Below are 22,617 nucleotides of genomic sequence, written 5' to 3'. Positions count from 1 at the left end.
GGCCGTGGTGTACAGGGAGAGGAAGGGACCGTTGCTGGAGCAGGCATCCCTGCTCGCACCCCGATTGGCGGCCATCGAGCGCAGGTGGGAAAAGCTGCGGGAAAACTTCCACCTGGAGATCCGCGGCCTCAAGGTGCTGGACAGTTCCTTGGCCGCTGAGGCGCCCGCCCTCTTTGAGGCTTTCGTACGGGACTGCAAGAAACTCCTGCAAGCGGGACGGCACCCGCGACCGGAGACCAGCACGAGAAGCCGAAAACAGCGGCTCTGAGGTTTTCGAACTGCAAGCTCGCCGGGGAGAGCAGCCTTCTCTCCGGCCTTTTTCTTTTGCGGAGGAGGTGATCGGTTGCGGAAGCAGATCAGGCGAGTCGCTACCACTTCTACCGCCGCGCTGGTACTGGCCGGGGTGCTGGCGTGGTCTTCCCTGGCGAAGGGCGGCGCCGAGTCCGCCGTAGCCCGAAGCGCGGTTACGCGTCCGCCCGCGGCAGAAATCTCCAGAGGTGGCGTCGCAAGGCCGCCCGCTCCAACCGCTCCCGCGGAGGCGAAGCCCGCCCGCGTGCTGGCCCACTACGGACTGGGCGAGAACGGGGCGTACAGGGACTCCGCGCTGGTGGAGTTCGGTAGCCCCGCGGTGGGCGCGGCGCTGGCGGGCACGGTGGAGGCCGTCGATGGCGGCAGGGTAACCGTTAGGTGCGGCGGCGGCCTGCTCCTGGAGTACGCGGGACTGGCGGAGGTGTTCGTTGAGCCGGGCGATATTGTTCGACCGGGCGATCTTTTGGGCGCCGCCGGGGGGCCGGTGGTCCTGCGGGCCGAGAGGGGCGGCATGACCCTCGACCCCGTGGCCCTGCTGTGGCCGGAGACGTCGCGGTTCGCCGCCGAGGCCGGAACCGTGGAGGAAGAGCGCGCCAGGCTGGCGGAGGCAATACGGCTGGCCAGGCTGGCGGAGGAAGAAGCGGCCGGGAGGGAAGCGGGGCAGGAGGACGGGGCTCCGGAGGCCCCCGGGAGCGGGGAAGCAGCACCCCCGCCGCACCTCGACCCGCTCTTCGAGGAGGCCTCCAGGGAGACGGGCCTCGACCCGCGGCTGCTGAAGGCCGTGGCGGCGGCGGAGTCCGGCTTCGACCCGCGGGCGGTGTCGCCGAAGGGCGCGCTCGGGTTGATGCAGCTCATGCCCGGCACGGCCAGAGAAGTGGGCGTCTCCGATCCCTTCGACCCGGCGCAGAGCGTGCGCGGCGGGGCCAGGTACCTGCGCAGCCTCCTGGACAGGTTCGGCGGCAGGCTGGACCTGGCCCTGGCGGCCTACAACGCCGGGCCGGGCGTAGTGGAGAGGCACGGCGGCGTGCCGCCCTACCGGGAGACCCGGGAGTACGTGCGGAGGGTGATCAAAATTTTCGGAAGGCTGGGGGGTGACAGCTCTTGAGGATCTACGACCTGACCGAGGTGTTGGAGGTGGGCGCGGTTAGATCCGGCCCGATCCCCGCACGCGGGACTTCGCAGCCGGAAGAGCGGGACGGCGGCGGGCGGCCCTACCGGGGCAGGAGCCTGGCCGACGACCTCCTGGCGCTGGCGGTGAGGTGCGGGGCATCGGACCTGCACCTGACGGTGGGCACGCCGCCGGTGCTGCGGTTGCACGGCAGGCTCTGGCGGCTGGACGAGCTGGCGGGGTCCGGCCCGCCGGAGGCGCGCGCCGAGGCGCTGGCGCTACTGGAGGTCTGGCCGGACGCAGGCCAGCCCATCGGTTCCGTCAGGGCCAAGGAACTGGCATTTTCTCTGGTGCGGGACGAGAGGCACGCGGAGAGGCTTAGCGCGAAGGGCAGCGCCGACCTGGCGTACTCCGTGCCTGGCCTCTCGCGCTTCCGGGTCAACGTCTACCGCCAGCGGGGCAACTACGCGGCGGCCTGCAGGGTGCTCTCCAGCAGGATACCCACGCTGGACGAGCTGTTCCCCCATGCGCCGGGCACGGCGGCGGTCATGCGCAGGTTCGCCGAACTCCCCAGGGGCCTAGTGCTTGTGACCGGCCCCACGGGCTCCGGCAAGTCCACCACGCTGGCGGCCATGGTCAACCACATCAACCTCACGTCCGAGCGGCACGTGATCACCCTGGAGGACCCGATAGAGTACATGCACCGCCACGCCAGGGGGGTGGTCAACCAGCGCGAGGTGGGCGAGGACGTGGAGAGCTTCGCCGAGGGCCTGCGGGCGGCCCTGCGGGAGGACCCGGACGTGATACTGGTGGGCGAGATGCGCGACCTGGAGACGATAGCCACGGCGATAACCGCCGCCGAGACGGGCCACCTGGTGCTCTCGACCCTGCACACCAACACCGCCGCGGAGACCGTGGAGCGCATCATCGACGTGTTCCCGCCGCACCAGCAGCAGCAGGTCAGGGTGCAGCTGGCCGGGGTGCTCCAGGGGGTGCTGTCCCAGCAACTCCTGCCGAGGAAGGACGGCAGGGGCAGGGTCTGCGCCGTGGAGGTGCTGGTGGCCACGCACGCCGTCAGGGCGCTCGTGCGCGAGGGCAAGCCGCACCAGATACCGTCGGCCATCCAGACGGGGGCCTCGGAGGGCATGGTGCTGATGGACAGGGCGCTGGCCGACCTGGTCCTGATGGGTCTGGTCGGCAGGGAAGACGCCGAGGAGCGGGCGGTCGACCCGAAGCTCTTCGCGCGGTACCTCGGGGGAGGCGGGCTGGCGTGAGGCCGAAAACCCTCTTACGCTGGTGGCTCTCCGCGCTGGCGGTCTTCGCCCTGGCGGCGCTGATCGGCGGCCCGTGGCTGGCCCGCCGCCCCGACCTCCTGGAACCCGTGCTGGAGGACGTGGCGGGCCTGGTGCGGCCCCTGGAGGGGAGGGACTTCCTGCTGGCGGCGTTCTTCTTAGCCAAAAACTCTTCGGTGGCGGCCATGGCCCTCTTCGCCGAGCAGATAGTAGACTTCCCCTGCAGGTTTGTCAGGAGGGTGTTGGAAAGATTGCGCCTGCCGGGAAGGCTCCTGCGGCTGCTCACGTGGCGGCCGCCGTGGGCGGGCAGGCTCCTGCCGCTGGCCGTGCTGGCGCTGAACGGCGCCGTGCTGGCTGGAGTGTGCGCGCACCTGCACGCCTCCGGCATAAGCACGCGGCTATTACTAGCCGGACTGATCCCCCACGGCGTGCCGGAGCTTTCGGCGCTGTTCATCGCCTGCGGGGCGGGCGTTGCGGGCGCCGCGGCGGGCGAGAAGAAGGACCTCTTCCTGCGGGTCGTCCTGCCGCTCCTGGCCGCTGCGGCGGTCCTGGAGGCGTGGGTGACGCCAGCGGTGATGAATTTGGCGGGTTAGGCCGGGGTGAAAAATTGCTGATAGAATCAGAAAAAGGGGGAAAGAACCTTGGAAACGTTCAAAGTTTCGACTAAGACCGACACCAAAAAGCTCGCGTGGGCAATCTATCACGTGCTCAAGGGGAGCGAGGGGGAAGTCACGCTCCGGGCGATAGGCGCCGGGGCGGTGAACCAGGCTGTGAAGGCCATGGCCGTGGCGAGGGGTCTGGTAGCCCCGCTGGGTTACGACCTCAAGATGGTACCCGCGTGGGAGACCCTGGCAAGGGAAGACGGCACCGAACTGACGGCCATAAAGTTCCACGTATTCCGGTAGGAAGGGAAGCACCAAGGCGGTGGCCCCCATCTTTTTCAGAAGGCGGTGGTCGGAGATGTCCCCGGAGAAGCGCGAGCTGGCCCTGGCGTCGGTACTCGGCCTCCTGGCGGGGCCGACGTACCTGGCCGCGGGGCCGGAGAGGTTTCTAACCTGGTACGCCGTCGTCCTGGGCGGCGGCGTCTTCTCCACGGCCCACTGGCTGCGGGAGATAAAACCCTCGCGGGCCGCGTGGCTCACCTGGCTGGCGTGGCCCTTCGCCCTGCTCTCCGGCGCGGCCGTCAGCCTCCTGGGTTGCGCCTGGCTGAAAGTCCTGGTGGAAAGGTGGTGAGAGAGAGTGGGCGATGTGTTCGGCCTCTCTGACCTTCTGGGTGCTTTCTACCAGCTCCAGAAGCTGGCCTTCGCCCTGCCGGTGCTGGCGCTGGCGTTCGCCGCGCTCCGGGCGCTACTGTGGGCGTTGCTGTCCCCCGTCTTCGGGCGCTTTGCGGGCTTCGCGGCCAACGCCGTCGCCGCCGCCGCGGCCTTCGCCTTCCTGTCCCAGCCCGGCGCCCTCTGGAAGGCCGTGGACTGGGGTTGCACCGTGGCATGCAAAGCCCTGGGCGTGCCCTGCGGCGGCCCCGGCAACATAGGCGCGCTGGACGCCCTGACTGGCGAGGCGGAGCGAGGCCTGCGGGAGCTCTCCCGTGCGCTGTCGGGCCTGTAGCGGGGCGGAGGAGCGGGGCGGCTACCGCGGTCGGCGGTCGGGCCGCCCCGCCTTTTTTTGCCTGTGTGCGTTGGAAAGGGGGGCCAAAAACCATGCGCAAAAAGGGTAGTGCCTTTTTCCTCGCCGTTCTCCTGGTCCTCGCCCTGGCCCGGCCAGCCTGCGGCGTCCCCGCCTACCCGGGGGCGGTGGAACTGGTCCAGCCCGACGGCGCGAAGTTCCTCGCCCGCCAGTGGGGCGACGAGCGGGCGCACGGGTGGGAGACGGTCGACGGTTACACCATCGTTAAGGACGAAATGAGCGACTACTGGTACTTTGCCAGAAAAGCCGGTGATGGGAGGCTCGTCAGCAGCGGCATCCGGGCGGACATGCCCCAGCTCCTCTCCGAGAACTATCCGAAGCACTTGCGACCGGGAAGGGATACTGCATCGCAGGAGTGGATTATAGGAGAGCCGGTCAAGCTGGTGGGCGTGGTGGTGCGTAGAGAAGCGATGGAGCCGAACTGGGAGCTGGTCACCTGGACGCGGATCTGCACGCTCGGAGATCCTCTTCCCTCCAGGTGCTACCTCGTCCGGAAGAGCTACGCGCTGGTTATGCCGGAGCACACCAAACTGCGTCCGGGATGGCTGTACCTGATCCGGGGGCACCGCCTGGAGGGCGGTCCCGGCACCCGGTGCGGACCGTACGTGTCTGTAGAAAGGGCGGTGGCGCTGTTACCAGCTTTCCGGATGTGAGTGCTTGTTGCTGTTTATCCTGGGGGGGGGAAAGTAAGGAGGGGGCATCAGTGCTCAAGAGAACAGCCTTGCCCTCCGATCGAAGGATGGCTAGGAATTCAGAAGGGGAAACTATTCTTACATTGCCCACGCTCTGGAGAGGATATATATGCTTTAGGTCGCTGGTGACCAGGTAGTCTACCCTGGCTTCCAGAGCACAAGCTAGTATCTCGTTGTCTGCCTTCTTGCTGGTGATTATCTCCGGAACCTCTGATGGCTCTACAATTACCGAGGCGATGCTTTCAACAAACCCTGCTACAGCTCCTGCCTCTTCAGCGGAGTATCCGAATTTCTCTTCGAGCACGCGGGCAAGTTCCTGGATGATGAAAGGGCTGACCACCAGCTCATAATGGCCCCTCAGGGCGGCCCTGAATACCCGGTCAGGGGCCCCGCCAGGGAACAGGAGGGCGGAGATCAGTACGTTCGTGTCCAGTACTGCCTTCATTGCCTTTGCCGTATTTCCTCAACAATCTCTTCTACTTTGGCTTCGTCCGTTATCCCCAGGGCCTGTGCCTTAAGGGAGGCCTTGGCCTGCATCTGCTCCCATTCCCGAAGGGCCATATACTGACGTAGCGCTTCTCGGACGAGCTCGCTTTTAGAGCGGTTCTCGAGTTTGGCTAGGGCCTTTGCTTTCTCCGCCATCTGAGGGGGCAGGGAGATAGTCCAGACTACTGTTTCCCGCATTCTAATCACCTTCCAAATTGTTAAAAGGGGTGTGTATTACTTAGTATTACTCTAGCACCAACACTGCGACGTGTCAAGAATTTGATGCTTGTTCTGATCCCACTCCTGGGAGTAGCGGCAGTTGGTATGCCGTACTGTGTATATGTACCGAGCCTGCAGGGCACGAAGAAGGCCATCGTCATCAGGGATGTGTCACTATACAGAAACGTTGAACCGGTGCCGCTAGAGAACTTGAAGTAGGGTTGGCGGCCGGAAGGCGCGGAGGGGGGCGGCAAGACCGCCTGGGTGCGGTGCCGCTCCCTTCTCTTTTTTCCCGGCACCGACGGGAAGTCTGCGGTGCCAGATTCTACGCACGCTGCATACGGAGGTGCTAATCGTGAGGCGTCACGATAGGGGGCACGTTTTTCACCACCGCCGCAGGGTGATAAGGCGGCGTCTGGGGCTGGCGAAGTTTGTGCTCTTCGGGTGGAGGTTCTTCAACGAATACCTGGAGTGGGCGAGGAAAAACTCCGGAAGGCTCTCCAAGTGGAACCTGGTCTGCTCGTGCCGCCTGTGCCGCGGCCCGAAGTACCGGGACGCCCGGGCCGAAGAGAAGCGGCGGTGGAGGAGAGAAGCCGGAATGGGAGAGGCGTAAAAAATATGCCATTTTTATGCAGGAACATCAAACACCAGTTCACAAAACGCATTTTCGATGGTATAATTTACCCCGGGCAGGTGATGAGCGTTGGAGTTGACCAGGCGGGAGGCGCAAATTCTTGAATACATCAAAGAGCATCTCAACGAAAAGGGTTACCCACCCACCGTCCGCGAAATCGGCAGGGCGGTAGGACTGAGCTCGACCTCCACCGTGCACTCGTACCTGAGGCGTCTTGAGCAGAAAGGTTACCTGCGCCGCGACCCCACACTACCGCGTGCGTTGGTCGTCGCAGAGGGAGCAGAAGAGCGATTGGTGAGCGTACCCCTTTTGGGAAGGGTGGCAGCGGGAGTTCCCGTGATGGCCGAAGAGAACTGGGAGGGCGTGCTGTTCCTTCCGGCTTCCCTCCTGGGCAGCGGCAAATTTTTCGCCCTCCGGGTTAGGGGCGACAGCATGGTGGAGGCCGGGATTTTGGAAGGGGACGTCGTAGTCGTCCGCAGGCAGCCGACCGCCGAGAACGGCGACATCGTGGTGGCCTTGGTAGACGGGGAAGCCACGGTCAAGCGCTTTTTCAGGGAAAACGGTCACATCAGGCTACAGCCCGAAAACCGCACAATGGAACCCATTATCACCGACAGTGCAGAAATTTTGGGCAAAGTCGTGTCCCTCCTCCGCAAGTACTAACCCCCTTGACAAGGAACATGTGTTTGGTCTAAGATAGTACCAAACACGCGTTCTCTGCCGAGGGGGTTTTCGCTTTGGAGAGGGCCATTCTCCTTGCCGACATGAACTCCTTCTTTGCCAGCGTCCACCAGGCCCTGGACCCTACTTTGAAGGGCAGGCCGGTCATTGTGGGCGGTGATCCAGAGAAGCGCCACGGGGTGGTACTGGCGGCCAGCTACGAGGCCAAGGCTAAGGGCGTAAAAACCGGTATGACCGTGCACGAGGCCCGTCGGCTTTGCCCGGAGGGTGTTTTCATCAAGCCCCAGCACCACCTCTACGTGCACTTTTCCACCCGCATCCTGCGCATCATGCGGGACTTCACGCCCCTGGTGGAGCCGTTTTCCATCGACGAGGCCTTCCTGGACGTCACCGGCTGCCAGAAGCTCTTCGGTTCCCCGGTGGATATAGCCCTGGCCCTCAAAAGGCGCATCCGCGAGGAAGTGGGCGTGACGTGCAGCGTCGGCATAGGGCCGAACAAGCTCCTGGCCAAGATGGCGGCGGAGCTGCAAAAACCCGACGGCCTCACGGTGCTGAGACACGAGGACGTGCCCGCACGCCTCTGGCCCCTGCCGGTGAGGGAGCTCTTCGGCGTCGGCCCCCGCTACGAGCGGCACTTAAAGTTCCTGAACATCCACACCATCGGCGACCTGGCCAACTTCCCGGTGAAAATCCTGCGGATGCGGTTCGGGGTTTACGGCGAAGTCCTCTGGCGGTGCGCCAACGGCATTGACGAGAGCCCCGTCGACCCCCACTCGCTGGAAAGGGTTAAGAGCATCGGGCAGCAGGTGACTTTGCCCCGGGACTACTACCGGCTTGCGGAGATAAAGGTGGTCATCCTGGAGCTGGCCGAGAAGGTGGCCGAAAGGGCCAGGGGCGGTGGTTACGCGGGAAGGACGGTGGTGCTGTCCTTAAAGGACGCTAATTTTGCTTACCTTTCGCGCATGAAGACCCTTCCCGCGTACACCGACCTGGCCGCGGACGTCTACCGGGCGGCGGTGGAATTGCTGGAACGGCACTGGCCGGAGGGCTGGCCCGTGCGCACGGTGGGGGTGGCCCTAGCCGGGCTGGCTGCTGGCCCCCCGCGGCAGCTCACCCTTTTTGAGGGAAGGGAGAAGTGGGAGAGTGTTGAGCGGGCCTGCGACTACATCCGCAGCAGGTTCGGGGAGAGGGCCATTTTCCGGGCGGCGTCTTTAACGGGGGCGGGGGTGCGGTATGCGGGATAACCGGCTGTGGGAAGGGCACCGCATCATCCTACCGGAGATGCGGGAAAAGGCAATAAAGCGGTGTGCCGACTGCCGCTTTTTGGTCAAAATCCGGGGGAGGGAAGAGGTGCAGTGGGGCTGTGTTGTTGGCCTTCCCCGTTACAGTACTCTGGAGAGGGCGGTTCCGGAGGAGCTGCACGCCGTAGAAGTGTTAAAGGAGGCAGGAAGAGAGGGCCTGGCGGAGGTGCTTTCCCACGGTGACCCGGAGGCCCGAGCGTGCGGGTTGTTCCTGCCGCGGTGCAGGAAAAAGGCGCTGGTGGCGTCGAAAACCAACAGGATGTATTCTGCGCGCTAAGGGGAAGTTTTTATGCTCAGAAGAACGAAGCACACCAGAGAGGAATGCCTGGCTGCACTCAGGCGGCTCTCGGAGATTCTTGGGGGGTCGCGGCCGACGGCAGCCGACCTGAGAGGAAAGGCTGGCAGGGAGGCGGGCTGCCCGCGGGAGCACGTGTACTACAGGCTCTTCGGTTCCCTCGAGGCCGCCGTGGAGGCCGCCGGGCTGAGCGATTTGCCCACGGCGAAGCAGAAGCGCCTGAGCGAAGCCCGCGCCGAAGTTCGCAGGCTCTTCGAGGAGGCCCTGGCGGGGAGGAAGTTCCTCCTGGAGAGGGAAGCGGTGGCGCTCGTCAGGGACCTTTCCGGGTGCGGCCTCCCGCCGGACACCAGGAAAGCCCTGCTCCGGGAGGTCTGCCAGGAGAAGGGCGTGCGTCTGGTGTCTCTTCCAACCAGCGTGGCGCTCTACGCGGCGGCTTCCTGGCTGGCGAGCCAGCCGTGCCGCGGCATGCTCCCGGAGAGGGTGGCGGTCAGGGTCGCCCTGGGGGAGGAGGCGGCGCGGCTCCTGGAGTTGGCGCTCGAACTGGGGAGCCTCGCGGCGGCGGCCCGCGCGGCGGGGTGCGAGGTGAACGAAGCGAACAAAATGGTAATAAAAGCCTCAAGGAGAGCGGTTAGGAGGCTTACGGGCAGGGCTTTCGTCCGGGAGCAACAAATTTAACATAAATTGAAGAAACCGCCCCTTCACTGGCCTGTTCCGCCTTACGTGGTGACGGTTAATAGGTGAGGAGGTTTGTTTATGGGATCAAATTTGGTATACCAGCTTAAGATAACTTTAGAGGAGATCAAGCCCCCCATTTGGAGGCGGGTTTTGGTGCCGGCAGGCATTACTTTTTACAAGCTCCACAAAATCATTCAGGCCGCCTTTGGCTGGCAGGACTACCACCTGTTTGAGTTTAACTTCGGTGACGTGGTAGTGCACGTTCCCGACCCCGATTACGCCCCGGGAGAACTTTACGGAGGGGCAAAAGAGCTGAATGCCAAAAGAACGAAAATCGACGCCCTCCTTTGCGAGCGAAAGAAGTGTGTCTATACTTACGACTTTGGGGACAACTGGCGGCATGAGGTAGTTCTGGAAAAGATACTCCCCGCCGAAGAAGGGCAGCGTTACCCGGTATGCATCGCTGGCGCCCGCCACAGGCCGCCGGAGGACGTGGGGGGAGTCTCGGGTTACGAAGATTTCCTGCGCGTCATCAACGACCCCGGGCACCCGGAGTACGACGATTACCTTGCCTGGGCGGAGAAAGATACGGGCGGGAAGAAGTTTGATCCGGAATATTTCTCCATTGAGGAAGTAAACCGGGCGCTGGCGAAGGTGATACGATCCCACAGCACCTGTGGTCGGGGCGTGCTTTAATTGAGCCCAAAAACGGTGAGCTGGCCCGCTGGCACGGGCTACGACGTGCCCGCTACTGGGGGCTGGTAAAACTAGGCTTCAGGCCATTTTCACCGCCCTGGCGGTAAACTTCAAGCGGTGGGTGTACTTAGCAGTTGCTGTCAAGCGGGCAGTTAAAGCCGCAGCAGCCTAGGAATAAGGGGTTTCTCTGCCTTTTTCAAGGGCTCGGTTACCTGATACTGGTACTAAAGATGGTGATTTGCTGTGGTAAGCTCTTCCATAAAAGCCTGATTTCCATATAATGTTAATTCTAGTTGGTTAAAGGGTTATGACTTACTATTTTCCTTCGGTTTTGCGACGGTCTCTTTTAAGCTAGCTTGCGCTTTTCCCACCAGGCTCTGGCATAGCTCCACAGACTGCCTCCGGCATTGGCTGTGACTACGGCCAAGGCAATTTTGGGCAGTAGCAGCGGGTTTGGATAAGCGAGGTAGCGCGGCTCCCAGCGGGGAGCAAATTTTTCTTTGAAGCGGCGCAGCCCCTTAAAGGCGTAAAGCTTATTGAAGTGGTGGTAGAAGAAGTGTGCGGTCTTTTCCTGCAGGCTGGCCCCGGGCTCCTCACCTACCCCTGCCAGGGGGCAGAGGCCCAAATTGAAGGTATCGTACCCCTGTTCTTTAAAGTGCTCGATCAGGCGCACAAACATCAGGTCCATCAGGCCGTTTTCTCCCCCTTTGCGGCGCATGAGGTCGATAGTTCCCTCTTTTTTCTGGTATTCGGGGATGATGTTGGCAAAAGCCATAATGCGACCTCCGGCGTCTCTGACCACTATAACCGGGTACTCCCTCAGGTATGCCGGATCAAACCAACCCAAGGAGAACCTCTTTTCCCCGCCCACCTGATTCCGTAACCACTGGTCGGAAACTTCTCTTAGCTGTTTTAATATCTCGTCGCTCAGGGGAGGGTGAATCAGTTCCGTAGTATAACCCTTGCGTACCATGCGGTTTACTGCCTGGCGGAGGCTCTTTTGCTTGTTGCCGCTTAAAGTAAAGTTGTGCAGGTCCACTACTGCTTCTTCGCCGATTTTGAGGATTTTGTAGCCACAGGCTTCGTAAGCGGACAGGTAATCCGGGAGAACCTGATAAAACGCCGGGTGCCAGTCGTTCCTGCCGCAGTAAGTGGTAAATTCAGCGATAACCTGAAGTATTTCCTCTTCCGGTCCAATGGGGTCGCCCAGCGCAAGAGCTATGTTCCCCACCAAGGTATAGGCTACAAAGCTATTTCCGGAACGGCTGAAGTAGTAAATTTTATCCGGTAACAGCGTCAAGTGGGCCAGTGAAGAGCGGCCGTATCTTTTGGCGATTTCGGCTGCTCTTTTCCTTTCCGCTGGGAGCACGGTGCGGCGGTAAATTACCGGGCGCAGGACCATGATCAACCCGTAGATCGTACCCAGAACCTGGATGGCGGCCAGGGAGTCCAGAAACCAGCGGGCCAGCCTGTTGGGCCTTTCCAGTGCCGGAGTGCTTGACCAGAGCAGAAAAGCAATGGTTTGGCGGGAGGCTTCGGCAAAGTCAAAATGCTGGTGAAAGTGTTTGTCCAAAAGGTAAAAGCCGAAAAGCCCGTAAAGGTAGGCGAAAAGCATTGTACCTGCCAGGGTGACCAGGCCGTGGCGGACCGAAGGCGGGTCACTGGCCGCGGTAAACTCGGTCCTTAGGGCCAGTAGGATCACCAGGATGGAGAAGTTAACTACTGCCTGGCCGTAGTTTAGCCCCCGCAAGAGGCTGGTTGCGGTAGAGACAAGTAACATAAGCACGACGATGCGCCAGGCCTGGGCTTTGCGGCGCCCCAGACTCCAGGAAAGAAACAGTTCCGCGCTCCCCGCAAACACGTTACCGAGCCAGCTACCCCGCAGCACTGCCCAGGGCAGATGATGCTTTAGCCAGAAAAGGCGGGTCGGGTGGTAAACGAGCCAGGCGGAAAGAATGTTACCCGTCCCCAGCAGGCCCACAAGAATAGCGGCCAAGTAGTGCTTGGGAAAGGAGGAAAAGCGGCTGCTCACCATCTCGCCACCACCTTTTTCATGCACGCGAAGCCCAAAACTACTGGGAGCCAGAGGCTCAGCACACGGTAGCTGAAAGTGACCAGAACGGCTTGCTCAGGCGGAACTCCAAGTGAGATGTAAGCCGTGGTCATGGCCCCTTCTACAATGCCTACCCCCTGCGGAGTAATGGATACAATCATGAATAACACGCCGATGGCGTAGCCGGCGATAAGGCAGCCCGGACCGGGGGCTTGACCAAAGGCAAGAAAGAAGGCCTGCACCTGCAACAGAGAGATCCCGTCCATCAAGAGAGCGTGAAGAACCGCCCGCAAGAGAACCGGACGGCAATAAGCAGCGGCTTTTAAAGCTTTGGATAGCTGCCAAACGGACTCTTCAGCCTTTTTATCGCAGTCCGAAAGTTTACGGGCAGTTGGAGGAAAGAGACGGCCGGCGAGGCGGCTTAGCTTGCCGCTCAAACTCAAAACGGTTGACGGTCTTGTAGCGGTGAAGAAAAGAATTAAAAACAGCCCGCACACCAGAAGCAGAAGAAAGGCGGTAGCTAAGAGTTCATACTGTTGCAGGCTGCCCCGCAAGAAAAGGTAAAGCAGGGCTACTGCCAGCAGCACCAGAAAAGCCAGGTAGTCAAAGAGGTAAAAGATGAGGTTGGCTATCAATACGCGAGAAAAATCCCAGCCCTGCTTCAGCCCGTCATAAATCATCACGCTCGCACCTGAGAGGGTGCCTCCCGGGATAACCGCAGAAACAAAGGCAGATGACGTTACCAGCATGAGGAGCTTCTTAAAGCCCTGGGGCAACCCGGCCATCTGATAGGCGGCTTTGTACAAGGCGCTCTGGTTTAACAAAAATGCCAGCTGCAAGAGGACAGCAACAGCCGTCCACCCCCAGGTACCGCGCCGGAATACCTGCCAGATCTCCCGGGCCCGGCCCAAGTGCGTGGCCGCAAAACCAGCAGCCAAAAAGAGGGCTACCGCGTATACCAGCCTGGACCAGGAAATGGCAAAGTCAGGACCTCTGAGATGGTTCATAGGTGGAGTACTCCTTATTAATCGACTGTGAACACATCCATTTCACTCCAGAGCCTTGCTGTTTGAGCCAAGGGAAAAACCTAATCCAGAAGCGGTGTTACCAGCGGCAAGTACCGGTACCGTTGAAGGGATTTCTCTATCGTGGCCTAATGCTTAGCTCCCTTTCCTTTGTTCTCCAGCGAGACAAAGTTCTTTTCATCTGCCCACATACGAGCAAACTCTTCCTGGCATATTTTGACAAATGCTGGATCTTTAATCACTACAAGCATTTCATCGTTCTTCTCGCTGGCTGACTTCGTGTAGTTATAGCTGCCCGTAGTGGCTATCGCCCCGTCAATAATACTCATCTTTAGGTGCATGAGCCCGGAGTGGGTGTTCTCCTTAACTGGGATGCCAGCCAGCAGGAGAGTGCTGATGGCGTGCTTTTGAACGGTACTTTCCGCTTGCTCGCGGTCAGTAATGACCCGCACCTTAACGCCCCGTTTATGAGCATCAACGATAGCCTTAACTATCTCTGGGTGGGTTAGCCCGTAAATGGCAACGTCTAGGGTCTGATTGGCTTTTCCGTAAAGTTCACAGAGAACGGGCGCCGGGTCTTGCCCCGCGCGGGGGAAATAAACACTGAAACTCGCAGCACTACCTGGTTGGGAACCAGCAGGTGGTGGGCTGGCACTGGTGGCAGCCTTCCCGGCGCAGCCTGCGACTGCAAGGATTACGAGAAGCACAACAAGCCAGAGGAATTTGGAGCGGGTCTTTCTCAAAGGCGTTCCCTCCCAAGATAAGTAGTAGATTACACTCAAGTATATATTACTCAGAACAGGTAACATATACCTTCTTAGCCTTTACTCTTTTTAGAAAAGTGGGAGAATGTGAGGGGGCTGTAATTCTCCTCAAATTCATTAAGGGGATACACGGGTCCCCTCACAGGGTGTAAGCCCGAAGCACAAAGTTTTTCAAATCTTTTTTGTCTTAGTGGCCAAGCTATGGTGCGGCCGGAAGGTCGTACCCGTGTACTGCATGCGGCGGGACACGCTACATGCAGGAACCTCAAGAGTACCTAATCACGGGCCCCGACGTTCCGGATGCCGTTTTCTCCGTGGACGCTCCCCAGTTCATTGGGGGAGGAGGTCACGGTAAGTGGATAGGTAAGCTACTTTTGTAGCCGGAAAGGTACCACACACACGGCCACGTCTTCGTGAAGAAGGAAGTAGGTGCGTAAAAACCAGGCTGTCTGGTTGTGCAGGAAGCGGTGCCACCACTTCCGGGGCTCAAATTCCGGGATCAACAGAGTAATGAAATCTCCTGGTTGGGCGTTCCTCCGCACCTGGTTCACATATTCAACGATGGGCTCGAGGATGGTTCGGTACGGCGAGTACCGCACCACCAGCTCAATCCCTGTCTCCCACCTCCGCCACTTTTCCTCCACTTCCCGGCTGCTTTCCTCATCGGTGCTCACGTAAAGGGCGGTAATATGAGGGGAGATGGTTTTAGCATAAGCCAGCGTGTTCTCCACCACCCGGTTTACCCCGGCAATGGGTACAATTACCAGGTTTCGCCCCATCGGCCGTTTAAAGCTGCCTCCCCTGTAACTTTCCGGCGGAAGCCTTAGTTGCTCCCGCATGTCCTGATAATGCTGGTGTACTTTTCTAAACATGGCTATTAGGAGAGGGATCAAAATCACCACTAGCCAGGCCCCGTAGATGAACTTGGTGATGACGATAACTCCTGCCACAAGGGTGGTCACTGCCGCCCCTATGCCGTTGATCAGCGCCTTTAACCGCCAGCCCCTGCCTTTTTCACGGCACCAGTGTACGACCATTCCCGCCTGGGAGATGGTAAAGGAAATGAATACGCCTAGGGCATAAAGGGCGATGAGGTGTTCGGTATTTCCCCGGAAGAAGAAAATGAAAGCAGCTGACACTATGGAGAGCAGGATAATGCCGTTGGAGAAGACCAGGCGGTCGCCGCGCGCCGCGAGATACCGCGGCATATAACCGTCCCTTGCCAGCAGGGAGAGAAGCGGCGGCAGGCCGTTGTAGGAGGTGTTGGCTGCCAGGTAGAGGATCAGCATGGTGGTGAACTGAATGTAGTAGTAAGGCCAAGTACGTGCAAAAACGGCTTGGGCGAGCTGCGAGAGCATGGTCTGCTCGCTCAGTGGCAGCAGCTGGTGGTAAACGTACAGGTAGGTGATGCCGCCAAACATAACGCCCAGCAGCATGGCCATCATGTAGGTTGTTTTGCGGGCGTTAGCAGTTTCCGGGGGCTTAAACATGGGCACACCGTTGGAGATGGCTTCTATCCCGGTCATTGAGCTACAGCCGCTGGCAAAGGCGCGCAAGACAATGAACAAGGCGGCGCTATTCCAGGCTACCTGCCCGGTGGGGAGGGTGAAGGGAGGTCTGTCGGCGATGATGAAGGCCTGATAGAAGCCGGCGACTATTAGAGCAAGCATGCCGGCTATAAAGCCGTAGGTGGGAAAGACGAAGACTGTGGAAGACTCACGCACGCCCCGTAGATTGATCAGCATGAGGATGCCGAAGAGGACAAAGAGGTCGATAGAGGTGCGGAAAGGGTAGAGGCAGGGGAAAGCCGAGGTAATGGCATCCGTTCCTGAAGAAACGCTTACCGCCACTGTTAGAATGTAGTCGATGAATAGTGAAGCTGCCGCAACCAGCGCAACCGTCTCGTTGAGGTTCTTTTTGGCTACGGAGTATGAACCCCCTCCACCCGGGTTGGCCTGGGCAACCTGGGCGTAAGACAGACTGACAATGCCGAGCAAGGCGATGATAGCCAGCGCGATAGGGATGGTAAAGCTGTAGAGGGCAAGACTTGCCGAGACAAGGACGAGCACTATCTGCTCCGGGCCGTAGGCAACGGAGGATAAGGCATCGGAGGAAAAGATGGCCAGTGCCTTCCACTTGGGAAGTCTCTCCCTGACCAGGGCCTGGTTTGGCAGGGGGGGACCTATCAGGAGCCTCTTTAAAAACCTGGGCATGGGCTTGCCTCCTGTAATGAAGTTTGCCACGATTAGTTTTTAAGACTCGCAGCTCTGGCAAGTCAAAGCCTTCCCAGGTGGAAATAATTCTGCCGGAACGCGTTGGTGTTATTTTTCTCCTTTCGGTATGTTCGGGCGCAAGGGTGCTTGATTTTTCTTTTTTTCCTGTTTTCCATGGAATTGTAACAAAAATCGCTTATAAGATTCGACCACATGGTGATTCCCCTTGAAGGGGAAAGTGGCATATGAAAAATACTCCAAATCCAATTTGCCAAAAGGGGAGGAACAGCTCGGTCTTCCAAGGTCTCTATATTAAAATGCTCAAATACAGGTTGTGCCAGGTCCTGCTCTACGTTTTCTGTCTGAGCTTGGTGCGCGACAGGGGGAATTCCCCGCTTTTGTGAAAGCAGATATGTTTTGAGGTACCGGGTTAAAAAAACGGCGGTTTGCCGGATGATTCCGGCAAAGATGCTTCTTCGCTCGGTTGCAGCGGACAGATAGCCTTTTCGCTGTACCCTATTGAGCAAGCAAGCTAATAGTGCCTCTGCCATTGTTATATGTGGCATATTACCACGGTCACTTCTTTCCTGGGCTGGCCATTGGTTAACGAGATATTTCTTTCGGAAGGAGAATTTAATCCAAATATAGCAGGAGTTTTAGGAGGCCAGGGAGAATAATTTCATTAGGAGCAGCTTGTAGCAATCGTGCCAAGGAGGCACGGGGGGTTTTTCTTCCAAGCCGCTTTTAAAGCAATACAATGGACAGCGGTGACCACGAAGGTCTCCAAAATTAGAATGGACCGGAGTGGTCACTTTTAATTTCCTTAACCTCACAAAAACTCCAGAGGAGGGCGGTATTGGTGCATATTCCCGACGGCTTTTTAGACCCAAAGGTATGGGTGGGTGCCAGCGCGTTAAGTGCTGGTGCGCTGGCCGGGGCGCTGGCTCAGACCAGGAAGGCGTTGGAGGAGCGCCAGGTACCGGTGCTTGGAGTGATGGGGGCCTTCATCTTTGCTGCGCAAATGGTTAACTTCCCCGTGGCGGGGGGCACTTCAGGCCACCTCCTGGGGGCAACTCTGGCAACTCTACTACTCGGGCCATGGAGCGCCATGCTTGTCATGACTGCTGTGCTGGTCATCCAAATGCTCTTCTTTTATGACGGCGGCCTCACCGCATTGGGGGCCAACGTGCTGAACATGGCCGTTATTGCGCCGTGGGTGGCTTATGGTGTTTACCGCTCGATTACGGGCCTTTTTAGGGGAAATACCAGTCGCGTGGTGGCTATTTTCCTGGCCTCTTGGGTTTCAGTGGTAGCCGCAGCGCTGGCATGCAGCCTTGAGCTTGCTTTTTCCGGCACGGTGCCCTTGGGAGTAGTCCTGCCGGCCATGATGGGATGGCATGCACTTATTGGCATTGGTGAGGGGGTAATTACTGTTGTAGCGGTTTCCTTTATATTCCGGGCCATTGGAGTAGAGCAGCCTGGACAGAGGCATTTCTTGGCGGGTGAGAAGAAATGAGAAAAAGCGTTCTCCTGGGGCTTCTAATTGCTCTTGTGGTGGCGGCATTACTTTCTCCATTTGCCTGTCCTTATCCTGACGGACTGGAGAGGGTAGCTGAGGATAAGGGGTTTCTCGATTTAGCGGAGGGCAAGGAACTAATTCATGTTCCGATGCCCGACTACAAGTTTCCTGGGGTTTCCAACGAAGGCCTGGCCACATCGCTTTCTGGCATAATTGGTACCGCTTTAGTTTTTGGAGTTATGTACTTTCTGGGAAGGGCCCTGGCGGGAACCCGCAGGTTAACCTCCTCTTCCTCCATGCAGGGGAAAGAAGAAAGGCGGGAGTGACTTTAAAAGCTATTGCGTGCAGACAATATTGGTACCTGGAGAGCGGGTGGCAAGGCTGCCAAAAATGGGTTCACAATTGAGCTCATTCCAGGTTGTGGTGGTTGGTGTGGAAGTAGAAGGTTTTGTTGTATCTGCCCCATGATTCCTTACCTCTGAGAAAAAGGGTCTTGCAACCGGTAAATAGGAAAAAGGCCACGAAGGCTGACTTTTTAGCCTCATGAAGGAGAGCCTTCGTGGCCTGAATTATCTGTGGAGGAATTTGCATGACATCTGTTAGTAGGTCTCGAAGGGGTAGGGCTTTCCCGCGGCGGTTTTGTAAACGGCAGGAGAAAGAAAAGATGGGTTAGAAAATATGGAAGTGCAAAGATTTACCGGCGCTCTTCCTTATAGCTGAAGCTAGGGGCCACCGCGCCGGAAAGTTTTGGTGTACGGGGAAGGTTGGTGCTTTTGCCGGCGTGCGTTGGGAAGGGTTAGGATTAGCAGCCAGCAAGGTTAGGCTGTCAGTAATTTTTTTAATCTTACCTGCACTCCTAATGCTGGCGGGGTGTGCGTTAACAATATCCGGAGCAAAAGGGGAAAAAGGGTTTTCTTCCGTACCCGTAACGGCTCAAAATGCCTTTAGGAAAGGAGTAGCGGTGTTACTGTTTCACGAAGTTGACCCGAAATCAGCGGGCAGCCCGGCTGTAATCACTCCCGAGGAGTTGGCAAAGCTTTTGGACTCTTTACAGCCAGCGGGGTTCCGCGTAGTTGCGCCTGCCGACTTTTTAGCCTACCTTGAAGGAAAAAAGGATCTTCCTCCTGGGGCTGTGGTTCTAAGCTTTGATGACGGCTATGAGGGGGTCTATAAGTACGCCTTTCCCGTTTTGCGCAAACGTAATATGGCGGCTTTTGTGTTCCCGATAGCGAAGTGGTACTCCAACCATCCCCGGCCGGAGCGGGCCAGGCCGCATTTGACTGCCAAGGAAACGCGCGAGTTGATTGAAAAAGGCTGGATTTTTGGCGGCCATACCTATGATGGCCACCGCTGGACGGAAAGCGGTTCCTGGATTGCCCGCCCTCTGCCGGGAGAGAGTCTAGAAGAATATCGTGCGCGTGTGTGGGCGGATATCCAGCTTATGAAGCTGGAACTGGAGAAGCTGGGCATTGAAGTTACCGAGTTTGCTCCTCCGTACGGGGACTCAACGCCGGAGCTGGAAGCGCTGTTGCGCGAGGCAGGTATACGGCGTTTTTGGATTCAAAAGGATCGCTTGAACTTACCAGGAGAGGTTTACGTAGCACGCATAGAGGTCTTTCCTGGGGAAAACCTCGTGGCGCGGCTCGGCGCCATATTTTCCCTGGAACGAAGTACCAAGCCCAGCGAAGGTAAGGTTCGAACGACGAAAAGGTAACTTGTGGCCCTTCATCTTGAGAGTATTTAACAGGAAGGCGCCGGGAAGCGGTGTCGTCCCGAGAAAAGTGGAAAATGAAGGTGGCGGCCCTTCAAGGGCTATCACAGGGGTTGCTGGTGAAAACACAGCTTAAAAATCGCGAAAAAAGGCGCTACCGAAATTCCATGAGGTTCAAGACTTATCAAGGTTACTGTTGTTTTTGACGGCTACGGGAGGCAAGAGCATGGTTATGCCTGTGATGTAGGTCTGGTAAGTGCCGATGGCTGTGAATGATGGCCTCGTGCCGATGCCAGTGAGAATGAACCAATCCTGGGGGTACTTCTGTATCGTGTTGATGGGAATGATGGCCGTCGTCGTGGCGATGTCGGTGTTCATGTTCTAAAGCTTCGTGAAGGTGAGTATGGTCGTGTTCCTCGCCAAGGAGTAGGAAAGCCCCGATGGCCATAGCAAGCAAGGCCCAGAGGAGGAAAGGAGAGGGAGTTTCCCGAAAGATGGCAAGAGAAATTGCGGCACCGACGAAGGGAGCCAGGCCAAAGATGGCGCTGGTACGCGCTGCTCCCAAACTACGCAAGGCCAGGACATAGAAAACAAGACTTAGGCCGTAACTGAACCCACCCAGGAGCATAACAGATAACACCTGGCTTGGACCGGGAAGTGAACTGTTGCTGATGTTTGTTAAAATTAGGGAAATGACACCGGCTCCGAGACCCTTAAAGATTGCGATGGTCAAGGGGTCTTTTGCTGAAATATTCCGGGTAAGATTATTATCCAGGCCCCAGAGAAAACAGGAACCAAGTATCCCGAAAGCAGCACCGGAAAAACCCCAGGCACCCCTTTCGTCCCAAGAGAGAAGAATACCCCCCGCAGTAATAGCAATAATGGCCCACCATGTCCTGGTGCCAATTGCCTCCCCGAAAATTAGCGCTGCAATGATAGCTGTAGCAACACCTTCAAAGTTCAAAAGCAGGGAGGCGGTAGCCGCAGGAGTGTGCTCCAAGCTAAAGAAAAGTAATATAGGTGCGGCTACGCCCCCTGCCAAGAGTGCCCCCAGCAACCAAGGTACGTCGGTTCGTTTTAAAGCGGCTTCCTTAATTACTGCCGGCCGAGTTAGATGCTGGCCGGCTTTGATTATTAACAACCCGGTACTGCTCCCCAGGTAAAGTAGGGCAGCTAGGGGAACAGGTCCTATTCCACCCAACAGTACCTTGGCTAGGGGAATACTAACCCCGAACAAGGTGGCTGCCAGAAAGGCCTGAAACACGGCAATAGCATAGTTTGCTTTCATCGTTTGGTTTAAGGAGGATAGGGGTAGGAAACGCAACTTTCGACGGATTCTGTTCCTAATCCACATAGCATTCCTCCTTATACACCGCTACACCGCAAGGAAAAGCTGGACAAGCTCCTCCCTGTTACGAGGCGGGGAAGAATCCTCTGGAAGCACCTTTTGACTGCAAAGGAGTTCGAAAAACTCCACCAGCCAGGGCCGGGTCAAGTTACAGCTTTCCAGGAGTCGTGTGTCACGGAAAACTTCCTGCGGCAGGCCTTCTCCCACCACCTTACCGCCCTCCATAAAGTAGGCGTAGTCAGCCCAGGAATAGGCCAGGTCCACGTCGTGGGTGGCCAGGATAATAGTGGTGCCTCTCTGGTGCAGGCGGTCAAAAAGCTCCATGCTCTGGCGGGCGTACTTTGGGTCAAGCCCTGCCGTGGGTTCGTCGCAGATGAGCACGCGGGGTTTCATGGCCAGCACCCCAGCCAGGCAGACCCTTTTCTTCTGGCCGTAGCTCAGGAGGTGGGTGGGTTTGTCCCTAAGAGCGCTTATTTCCGTAGCCTCCATGGCTTCTTCCACCAAACGGGCTACCTCTTCTTTTGGGAGACCCAGGTTCATTGGGCCGAAGGAGACTTCCTGGAACACGCTGGCCGAAAAGAGCTGGGAGTCGGGATCCTGGAAAACTATGCCTACCTCCCGGCGCAGCTGCTTTAAAAAGCGGCGGTCGTACTGTACCTCTTTCCCGGCGTAAAGCACCTTTCCTTTTTGCGGGCGGAGAATGCCGTTGAAGTGAAGGAAGAGGGTAGTTTTGCCGGCTCCGTTGGGGCCCAAAATGGCTACCCTCTTTCCTTCTTCTACAGCCAGGGAAGCGCCCTTTAAGGCGGGGGTACCGTCCGGGTAAGTAAAATAAAGGTCCCTGGCCTCAAGGATATACTTCAAAATGGCCACCCCCGCCCGGCCAGGCCCAAAAAGAACAGGACTGCACCCGTTCCCGTGATGAAGGCCCAGTTTTTTCTGGAAACCTCAAAGCGCTCTTCGAGCACCTGCAGTTCACCGTCGTACCCCCGCGCCAGGAGGGCGGTGTACAAAGCTCTGGAGTGGTGCAGAGACCTCACCAGGAGGACCGATACCAGCTGGCCCAGCGACCGGTAGGCATTTTTCAGGGTAGAGTAGCCCCAGCGAGCGGACTGTGAGATGTAGATTTTCTCTGCCGTTTCCATAACCACAAAGATGAAGCGGTAAATGAGGCAGAGCAATTCAACCCAGAGTGCCGGGAGCCTGGCTTTACGCAAAAGGCAGGCCACCTCTACCACCGGCGTGGTGAGGGTTAAGAAGTAGAGGCAGGAGGTAGCTCCTATGGATTTGGCCAGGATGAGGCCTGCCCGGTAGAGGTCGGCATAACTGGTGCTGATGGTCAGCCCGTGCACGGTAATACTGAAAAGGTACGTGCTTCCTGCCCGCCCCAAGTTAAAGGCCACGGTAACTACCCCGGCCAGGGCAAAGCCTAGAGGGACGAGCATGAGTTTAAGGTATACGTGCCCGGGTACGCGTGCTCCTCGGGTGATAGCCACCGTCATCAACGCCAGCACCAGAAGGGGCACCAGCGGACCGGCGGAAGCGAGGCAGGCGGTCATAGAGAGGAGGGCAAAGGCAAGCTTTTCCCCGGGGTGCACACGGCGCAGGGCATTGGTATACGCGAAGCAGTCTAACTTAAGCACCTTTTTGGCGCCCCCGTGTAAACCCAATGTAGTAACCGATCAAGCCAGCTCCCAGGGCGGCCTGGAGAGCAAAGAGCAGTGACTCTACTTCTTCGCTCGGAGGTTCCCAGATGTTTTTAAACCATGGGTGGTACTCTGGAGCAATCTCTGCGATAGCCTCTTCTGCCTGGTCGTCAGCGCCGCCGAATTCCGCGTTCCTGTGCATGAAGAGAGGCAGAGCGATCAGCAGCACAACAAGGAAAATTAGGGCTAGGTTTTTAATTTTTCCCACTT

At 58.3% G+C, this 22,617-nt stretch carries 27 protein-coding genes and 1 pseudogene; 17 read left to right on the top strand and 11 right to left on the bottom strand.

Annotated elements, in window-relative coordinates; genetic code table 11:
- From G454_RS0105540 to G454_RS22335, 8 genes are all read left to right on the top strand, one after another.
- Positions 1-268: hypothetical protein (locus tag G454_RS0105540; protein ID WP_027717802.1), on the top strand; the 268-nt coding region annotated here is incomplete at its 5' end.
- A gap of 75 nt (positions 269-343) precedes the next feature.
- The gene (locus G454_RS22860; protein WP_051275939.1) at positions 344-1,414 is read left to right on the top strand and encodes a lytic transglycosylase domain-containing protein; all 1,071 of its coding nucleotides are present in this window, start codon (positions 344-346) and stop codon (positions 1,412-1,414) included.
- 122 nt (positions 1,415-1,536) lie between these two features.
- A complete protein-coding gene (locus G454_RS0105530) occupies positions 1,537-2,691 on the top strand; it encodes a type IV pilus twitching motility protein PilT (protein WP_027717800.1) in 1,155 nt (384 codons plus the stop codon).
- A complete protein-coding gene (locus G454_RS20295) occupies positions 2,688-3,302 on the top strand; it encodes a stage II sporulation protein M (RefSeq protein ID WP_027717799.1) in 615 nt (204 codons plus the stop codon). The genes G454_RS0105530 and G454_RS20295 overlap by 4 nt, the downstream gene beginning before the upstream one ends.
- A gap of 48 nt (positions 3,303-3,350) precedes the next feature.
- The gene (locus tag G454_RS0105520; RefSeq protein WP_027717798.1) at positions 3,351-3,614 is read left to right on the top strand and encodes a stage V sporulation protein S; all 264 of its coding nucleotides are present in this window, start codon (positions 3,351-3,353) and stop codon (positions 3,612-3,614) included.
- A 55-nt stretch (positions 3,615-3,669) separates the two neighbouring features.
- Complete coding sequence (locus G454_RS0105515) at positions 3,670-3,942, top strand: hypothetical protein (RefSeq protein WP_027717797.1); 273 nt, start codon at positions 3,670-3,672, stop codon at positions 3,940-3,942.
- Positions 3,943-3,948: 6 nt separating this feature from the next.
- Positions 3,949-4,314 (top strand): hypothetical protein, encoded by a 366-nt coding sequence (locus G454_RS0105510; RefSeq protein ID WP_027717796.1) that lies wholly within the window; start codon positions 3,949-3,951, stop codon positions 4,312-4,314.
- 92 nt (positions 4,315-4,406) lie between these two features.
- Positions 4,407-5,045, top strand: coding sequence for a hypothetical protein (locus tag G454_RS22335; protein WP_027717795.1), 639 nt, complete (start codon positions 4,407-4,409; stop codon positions 5,043-5,045).
- Between the two features lie 166 nt (positions 5,046-5,211).
- On the opposite strand, the pseudogene G454_RS22855 reads toward G454_RS22335, so the two are convergent.
- Together G454_RS22855 and G454_RS0105500 are read right to left on the bottom strand one after the other, a co-directional pair.
- Positions 5,212-5,529: pseudogene (locus G454_RS22855) on the bottom strand (putative toxin-antitoxin system toxin component, PIN family); the annotation flags it as partial.
- Positions 5,526-5,768, bottom strand: a complete 243-nt coding sequence (locus tag G454_RS0105500) for a CopG family ribbon-helix-helix protein (protein WP_027717794.1) — start codon at positions 5,766-5,768, stop codon at positions 5,526-5,528. The gene G454_RS0105500 and the pseudogene G454_RS22855, both read right to left, overlap by 4 nt.
- 376 nt (positions 5,769-6,144) lie before the next feature.
- Between G454_RS0105500 and G454_RS0105495 the strand changes: the two genes are divergently transcribed.
- The 6 genes from G454_RS0105495 to G454_RS17915 all read left to right on the top strand — a co-directional run bounded on the left by G454_RS0105495 (position 6,145) and on the right by G454_RS17915 (position 10,071).
- The gene (locus G454_RS0105495; protein WP_027717793.1) at positions 6,145-6,402 is read left to right on the top strand and encodes a hypothetical protein; all 258 of its coding nucleotides are present in this window, start codon (positions 6,145-6,147) and stop codon (positions 6,400-6,402) included.
- 90 nt (positions 6,403-6,492) lie between these two features.
- Positions 6,493-7,086, top strand: coding sequence for a transcriptional repressor LexA (gene lexA / locus G454_RS0105490; protein WP_027717792.1), 594 nt, complete (start codon positions 6,493-6,495; stop codon positions 7,084-7,086).
- Between the two features lie 74 nt (positions 7,087-7,160).
- Positions 7,161-8,348 carry a DNA polymerase IV gene (gene dinB, locus G454_RS0105485; RefSeq protein WP_027717791.1) on the top strand — a complete coding sequence of 396 codons (1,188 nt, stop codon included), beginning with the start codon at positions 7,161-7,163 and terminating at the stop codon, positions 8,346-8,348.
- Complete coding sequence (locus G454_RS0105480) at positions 8,338-8,682, top strand: hypothetical protein (protein WP_027717790.1); 345 nt, start codon at positions 8,338-8,340, stop codon at positions 8,680-8,682. The genes dinB and G454_RS0105480 overlap by 11 nt, the downstream gene beginning before the upstream one ends.
- A 12-nt stretch (positions 8,683-8,694) precedes the next feature.
- Entirely contained in the window at positions 8,695-9,375 is a 681-nt protein-coding gene (locus G454_RS21375) for a homing endonuclease associated repeat-containing protein (RefSeq protein ID WP_156896674.1), read from the top strand.
- 78 nt (positions 9,376-9,453) lie between these two features.
- On the top strand, positions 9,454-10,071 hold the full coding sequence (locus G454_RS17915) for a plasmid pRiA4b ORF-3 family protein (RefSeq protein WP_051275937.1): 618 nt from the start codon (positions 9,454-9,456) through the stop codon (positions 10,069-10,071).
- A 346-nt stretch (positions 10,072-10,417) separates the two neighbouring features.
- On the opposite strand, the gene G454_RS0105465 is transcribed toward G454_RS17915, so the two are convergent.
- The 5 genes from G454_RS0105465 to G454_RS21765 all read right to left on the bottom strand — a co-directional run bounded on the left by G454_RS0105465 (position 10,418) and on the right by G454_RS21765 (position 16,653).
- Positions 10,418-12,103: a phosphatidylglycerol lysyltransferase domain-containing protein gene (locus G454_RS0105465; RefSeq protein WP_169719317.1), complete on the bottom strand. Its 1,686-nt coding sequence runs from the start codon at positions 12,101-12,103 to the stop codon at positions 10,418-10,420.
- Positions 12,100-13,131, bottom strand: a complete 1,032-nt coding sequence (locus G454_RS0105460; protein ID WP_027717787.1) for a lysylphosphatidylglycerol synthase transmembrane domain-containing protein — start codon at positions 13,129-13,131, stop codon at positions 12,100-12,102. Before G454_RS0105460 ends, G454_RS0105465 begins: the two co-directional genes overlap by 4 nt.
- Before the next feature lie 146 nt (positions 13,132-13,277).
- Positions 13,278-13,892: a phospholipase D family nuclease gene (locus G454_RS17910; RefSeq protein WP_051275936.1), complete on the bottom strand. Its 615-nt coding sequence runs from the start codon at positions 13,890-13,892 to the stop codon at positions 13,278-13,280.
- Positions 13,893-14,281: 389 nt separating this feature from the next.
- Positions 14,282-16,126: an APC family permease gene (locus tag G454_RS0105450; protein WP_027717786.1), complete on the bottom strand. Its 1,845-nt coding sequence runs from the start codon at positions 16,124-16,126 to the stop codon at positions 14,282-14,284.
- A 62-nt stretch (positions 16,127-16,188) separates the two neighbouring features.
- A complete protein-coding gene (locus tag G454_RS21765) occupies positions 16,189-16,653 on the bottom strand; it encodes a hypothetical protein (RefSeq protein ID WP_211229973.1) in 465 nt (154 codons plus the stop codon).
- Between the two features lie 332 nt (positions 16,654-16,985).
- On the opposite strand from G454_RS21765, the gene G454_RS0105445 reads away from it, so the two are divergent.
- From G454_RS0105445 to G454_RS0105430, 3 genes are all read left to right on the top strand, one after another.
- Entirely contained in the window at positions 16,986-17,642 is a 657-nt protein-coding gene (locus G454_RS0105445) for an energy-coupling factor ABC transporter permease (RefSeq protein WP_027717785.1), read from the top strand.
- Positions 17,639-17,971 (top strand): PDGLE domain-containing protein, encoded by a 333-nt coding sequence (locus tag G454_RS17905; protein WP_051275934.1) that lies wholly within the window; start codon positions 17,639-17,641, stop codon positions 17,969-17,971. Before G454_RS0105445 ends, G454_RS17905 begins: the two co-directional genes overlap by 4 nt.
- Positions 17,972-18,426: 455 nt before the next feature.
- On the top strand, positions 18,427-19,359 hold the full coding sequence (locus G454_RS0105430; RefSeq protein ID WP_084413293.1) for a polysaccharide deacetylase family protein: 933 nt from the start codon (positions 18,427-18,429) through the stop codon (positions 19,357-19,359).
- A 187-nt stretch (positions 19,360-19,546) separates the two neighbouring features.
- On the opposite strand, the gene G454_RS17900 is transcribed toward G454_RS0105430, so the two are convergent.
- From G454_RS17900 to G454_RS0105410, 4 genes are all read right to left on the bottom strand, one after another.
- Positions 19,547-20,644, bottom strand: a complete 1,098-nt coding sequence (locus G454_RS17900; RefSeq protein WP_035107067.1) for a DMT family transporter — start codon at positions 20,642-20,644, stop codon at positions 19,547-19,549.
- An 87-nt stretch (positions 20,645-20,731) separates the two neighbouring features.
- The gene (locus tag G454_RS0105420) at positions 20,732-21,565 is read right to left on the bottom strand and encodes an energy-coupling factor ABC transporter ATP-binding protein (RefSeq protein ID WP_027717783.1); all 834 of its coding nucleotides are present in this window, start codon (positions 21,563-21,565) and stop codon (positions 20,732-20,734) included.
- On the bottom strand, positions 21,562-22,344 hold the full coding sequence (gene cbiQ / locus G454_RS0105415) for a cobalt ECF transporter T component CbiQ (RefSeq protein ID WP_027717782.1): 783 nt from the start codon (positions 22,342-22,344) through the stop codon (positions 21,562-21,564). Before cbiQ ends, G454_RS0105420 begins: the two co-directional genes overlap by 4 nt.
- Positions 22,337-22,615, bottom strand: a complete 279-nt coding sequence (locus G454_RS0105410; protein WP_027717781.1) for an energy-coupling factor ABC transporter substrate-binding protein — start codon at positions 22,613-22,615, stop codon at positions 22,337-22,339. Before G454_RS0105410 ends, cbiQ begins: the two co-directional genes overlap by 8 nt.
- Between the last annotated feature and the right edge of the window lie 2 nt (positions 22,616-22,617).

This window comes from Desulfovirgula thermocuniculi DSM 16036 (assembly GCF_000429345.1).
GTDB lineage: Bacteria > Bacillota > Desulfotomaculia > Desulfotomaculales > Desulfovirgulaceae > Desulfovirgula > Desulfovirgula thermocuniculi.
The sequence above is the reverse complement of the archived record's forward strand: the minus strand, read 5'-3'. Positions and strand labels throughout refer to the sequence as shown.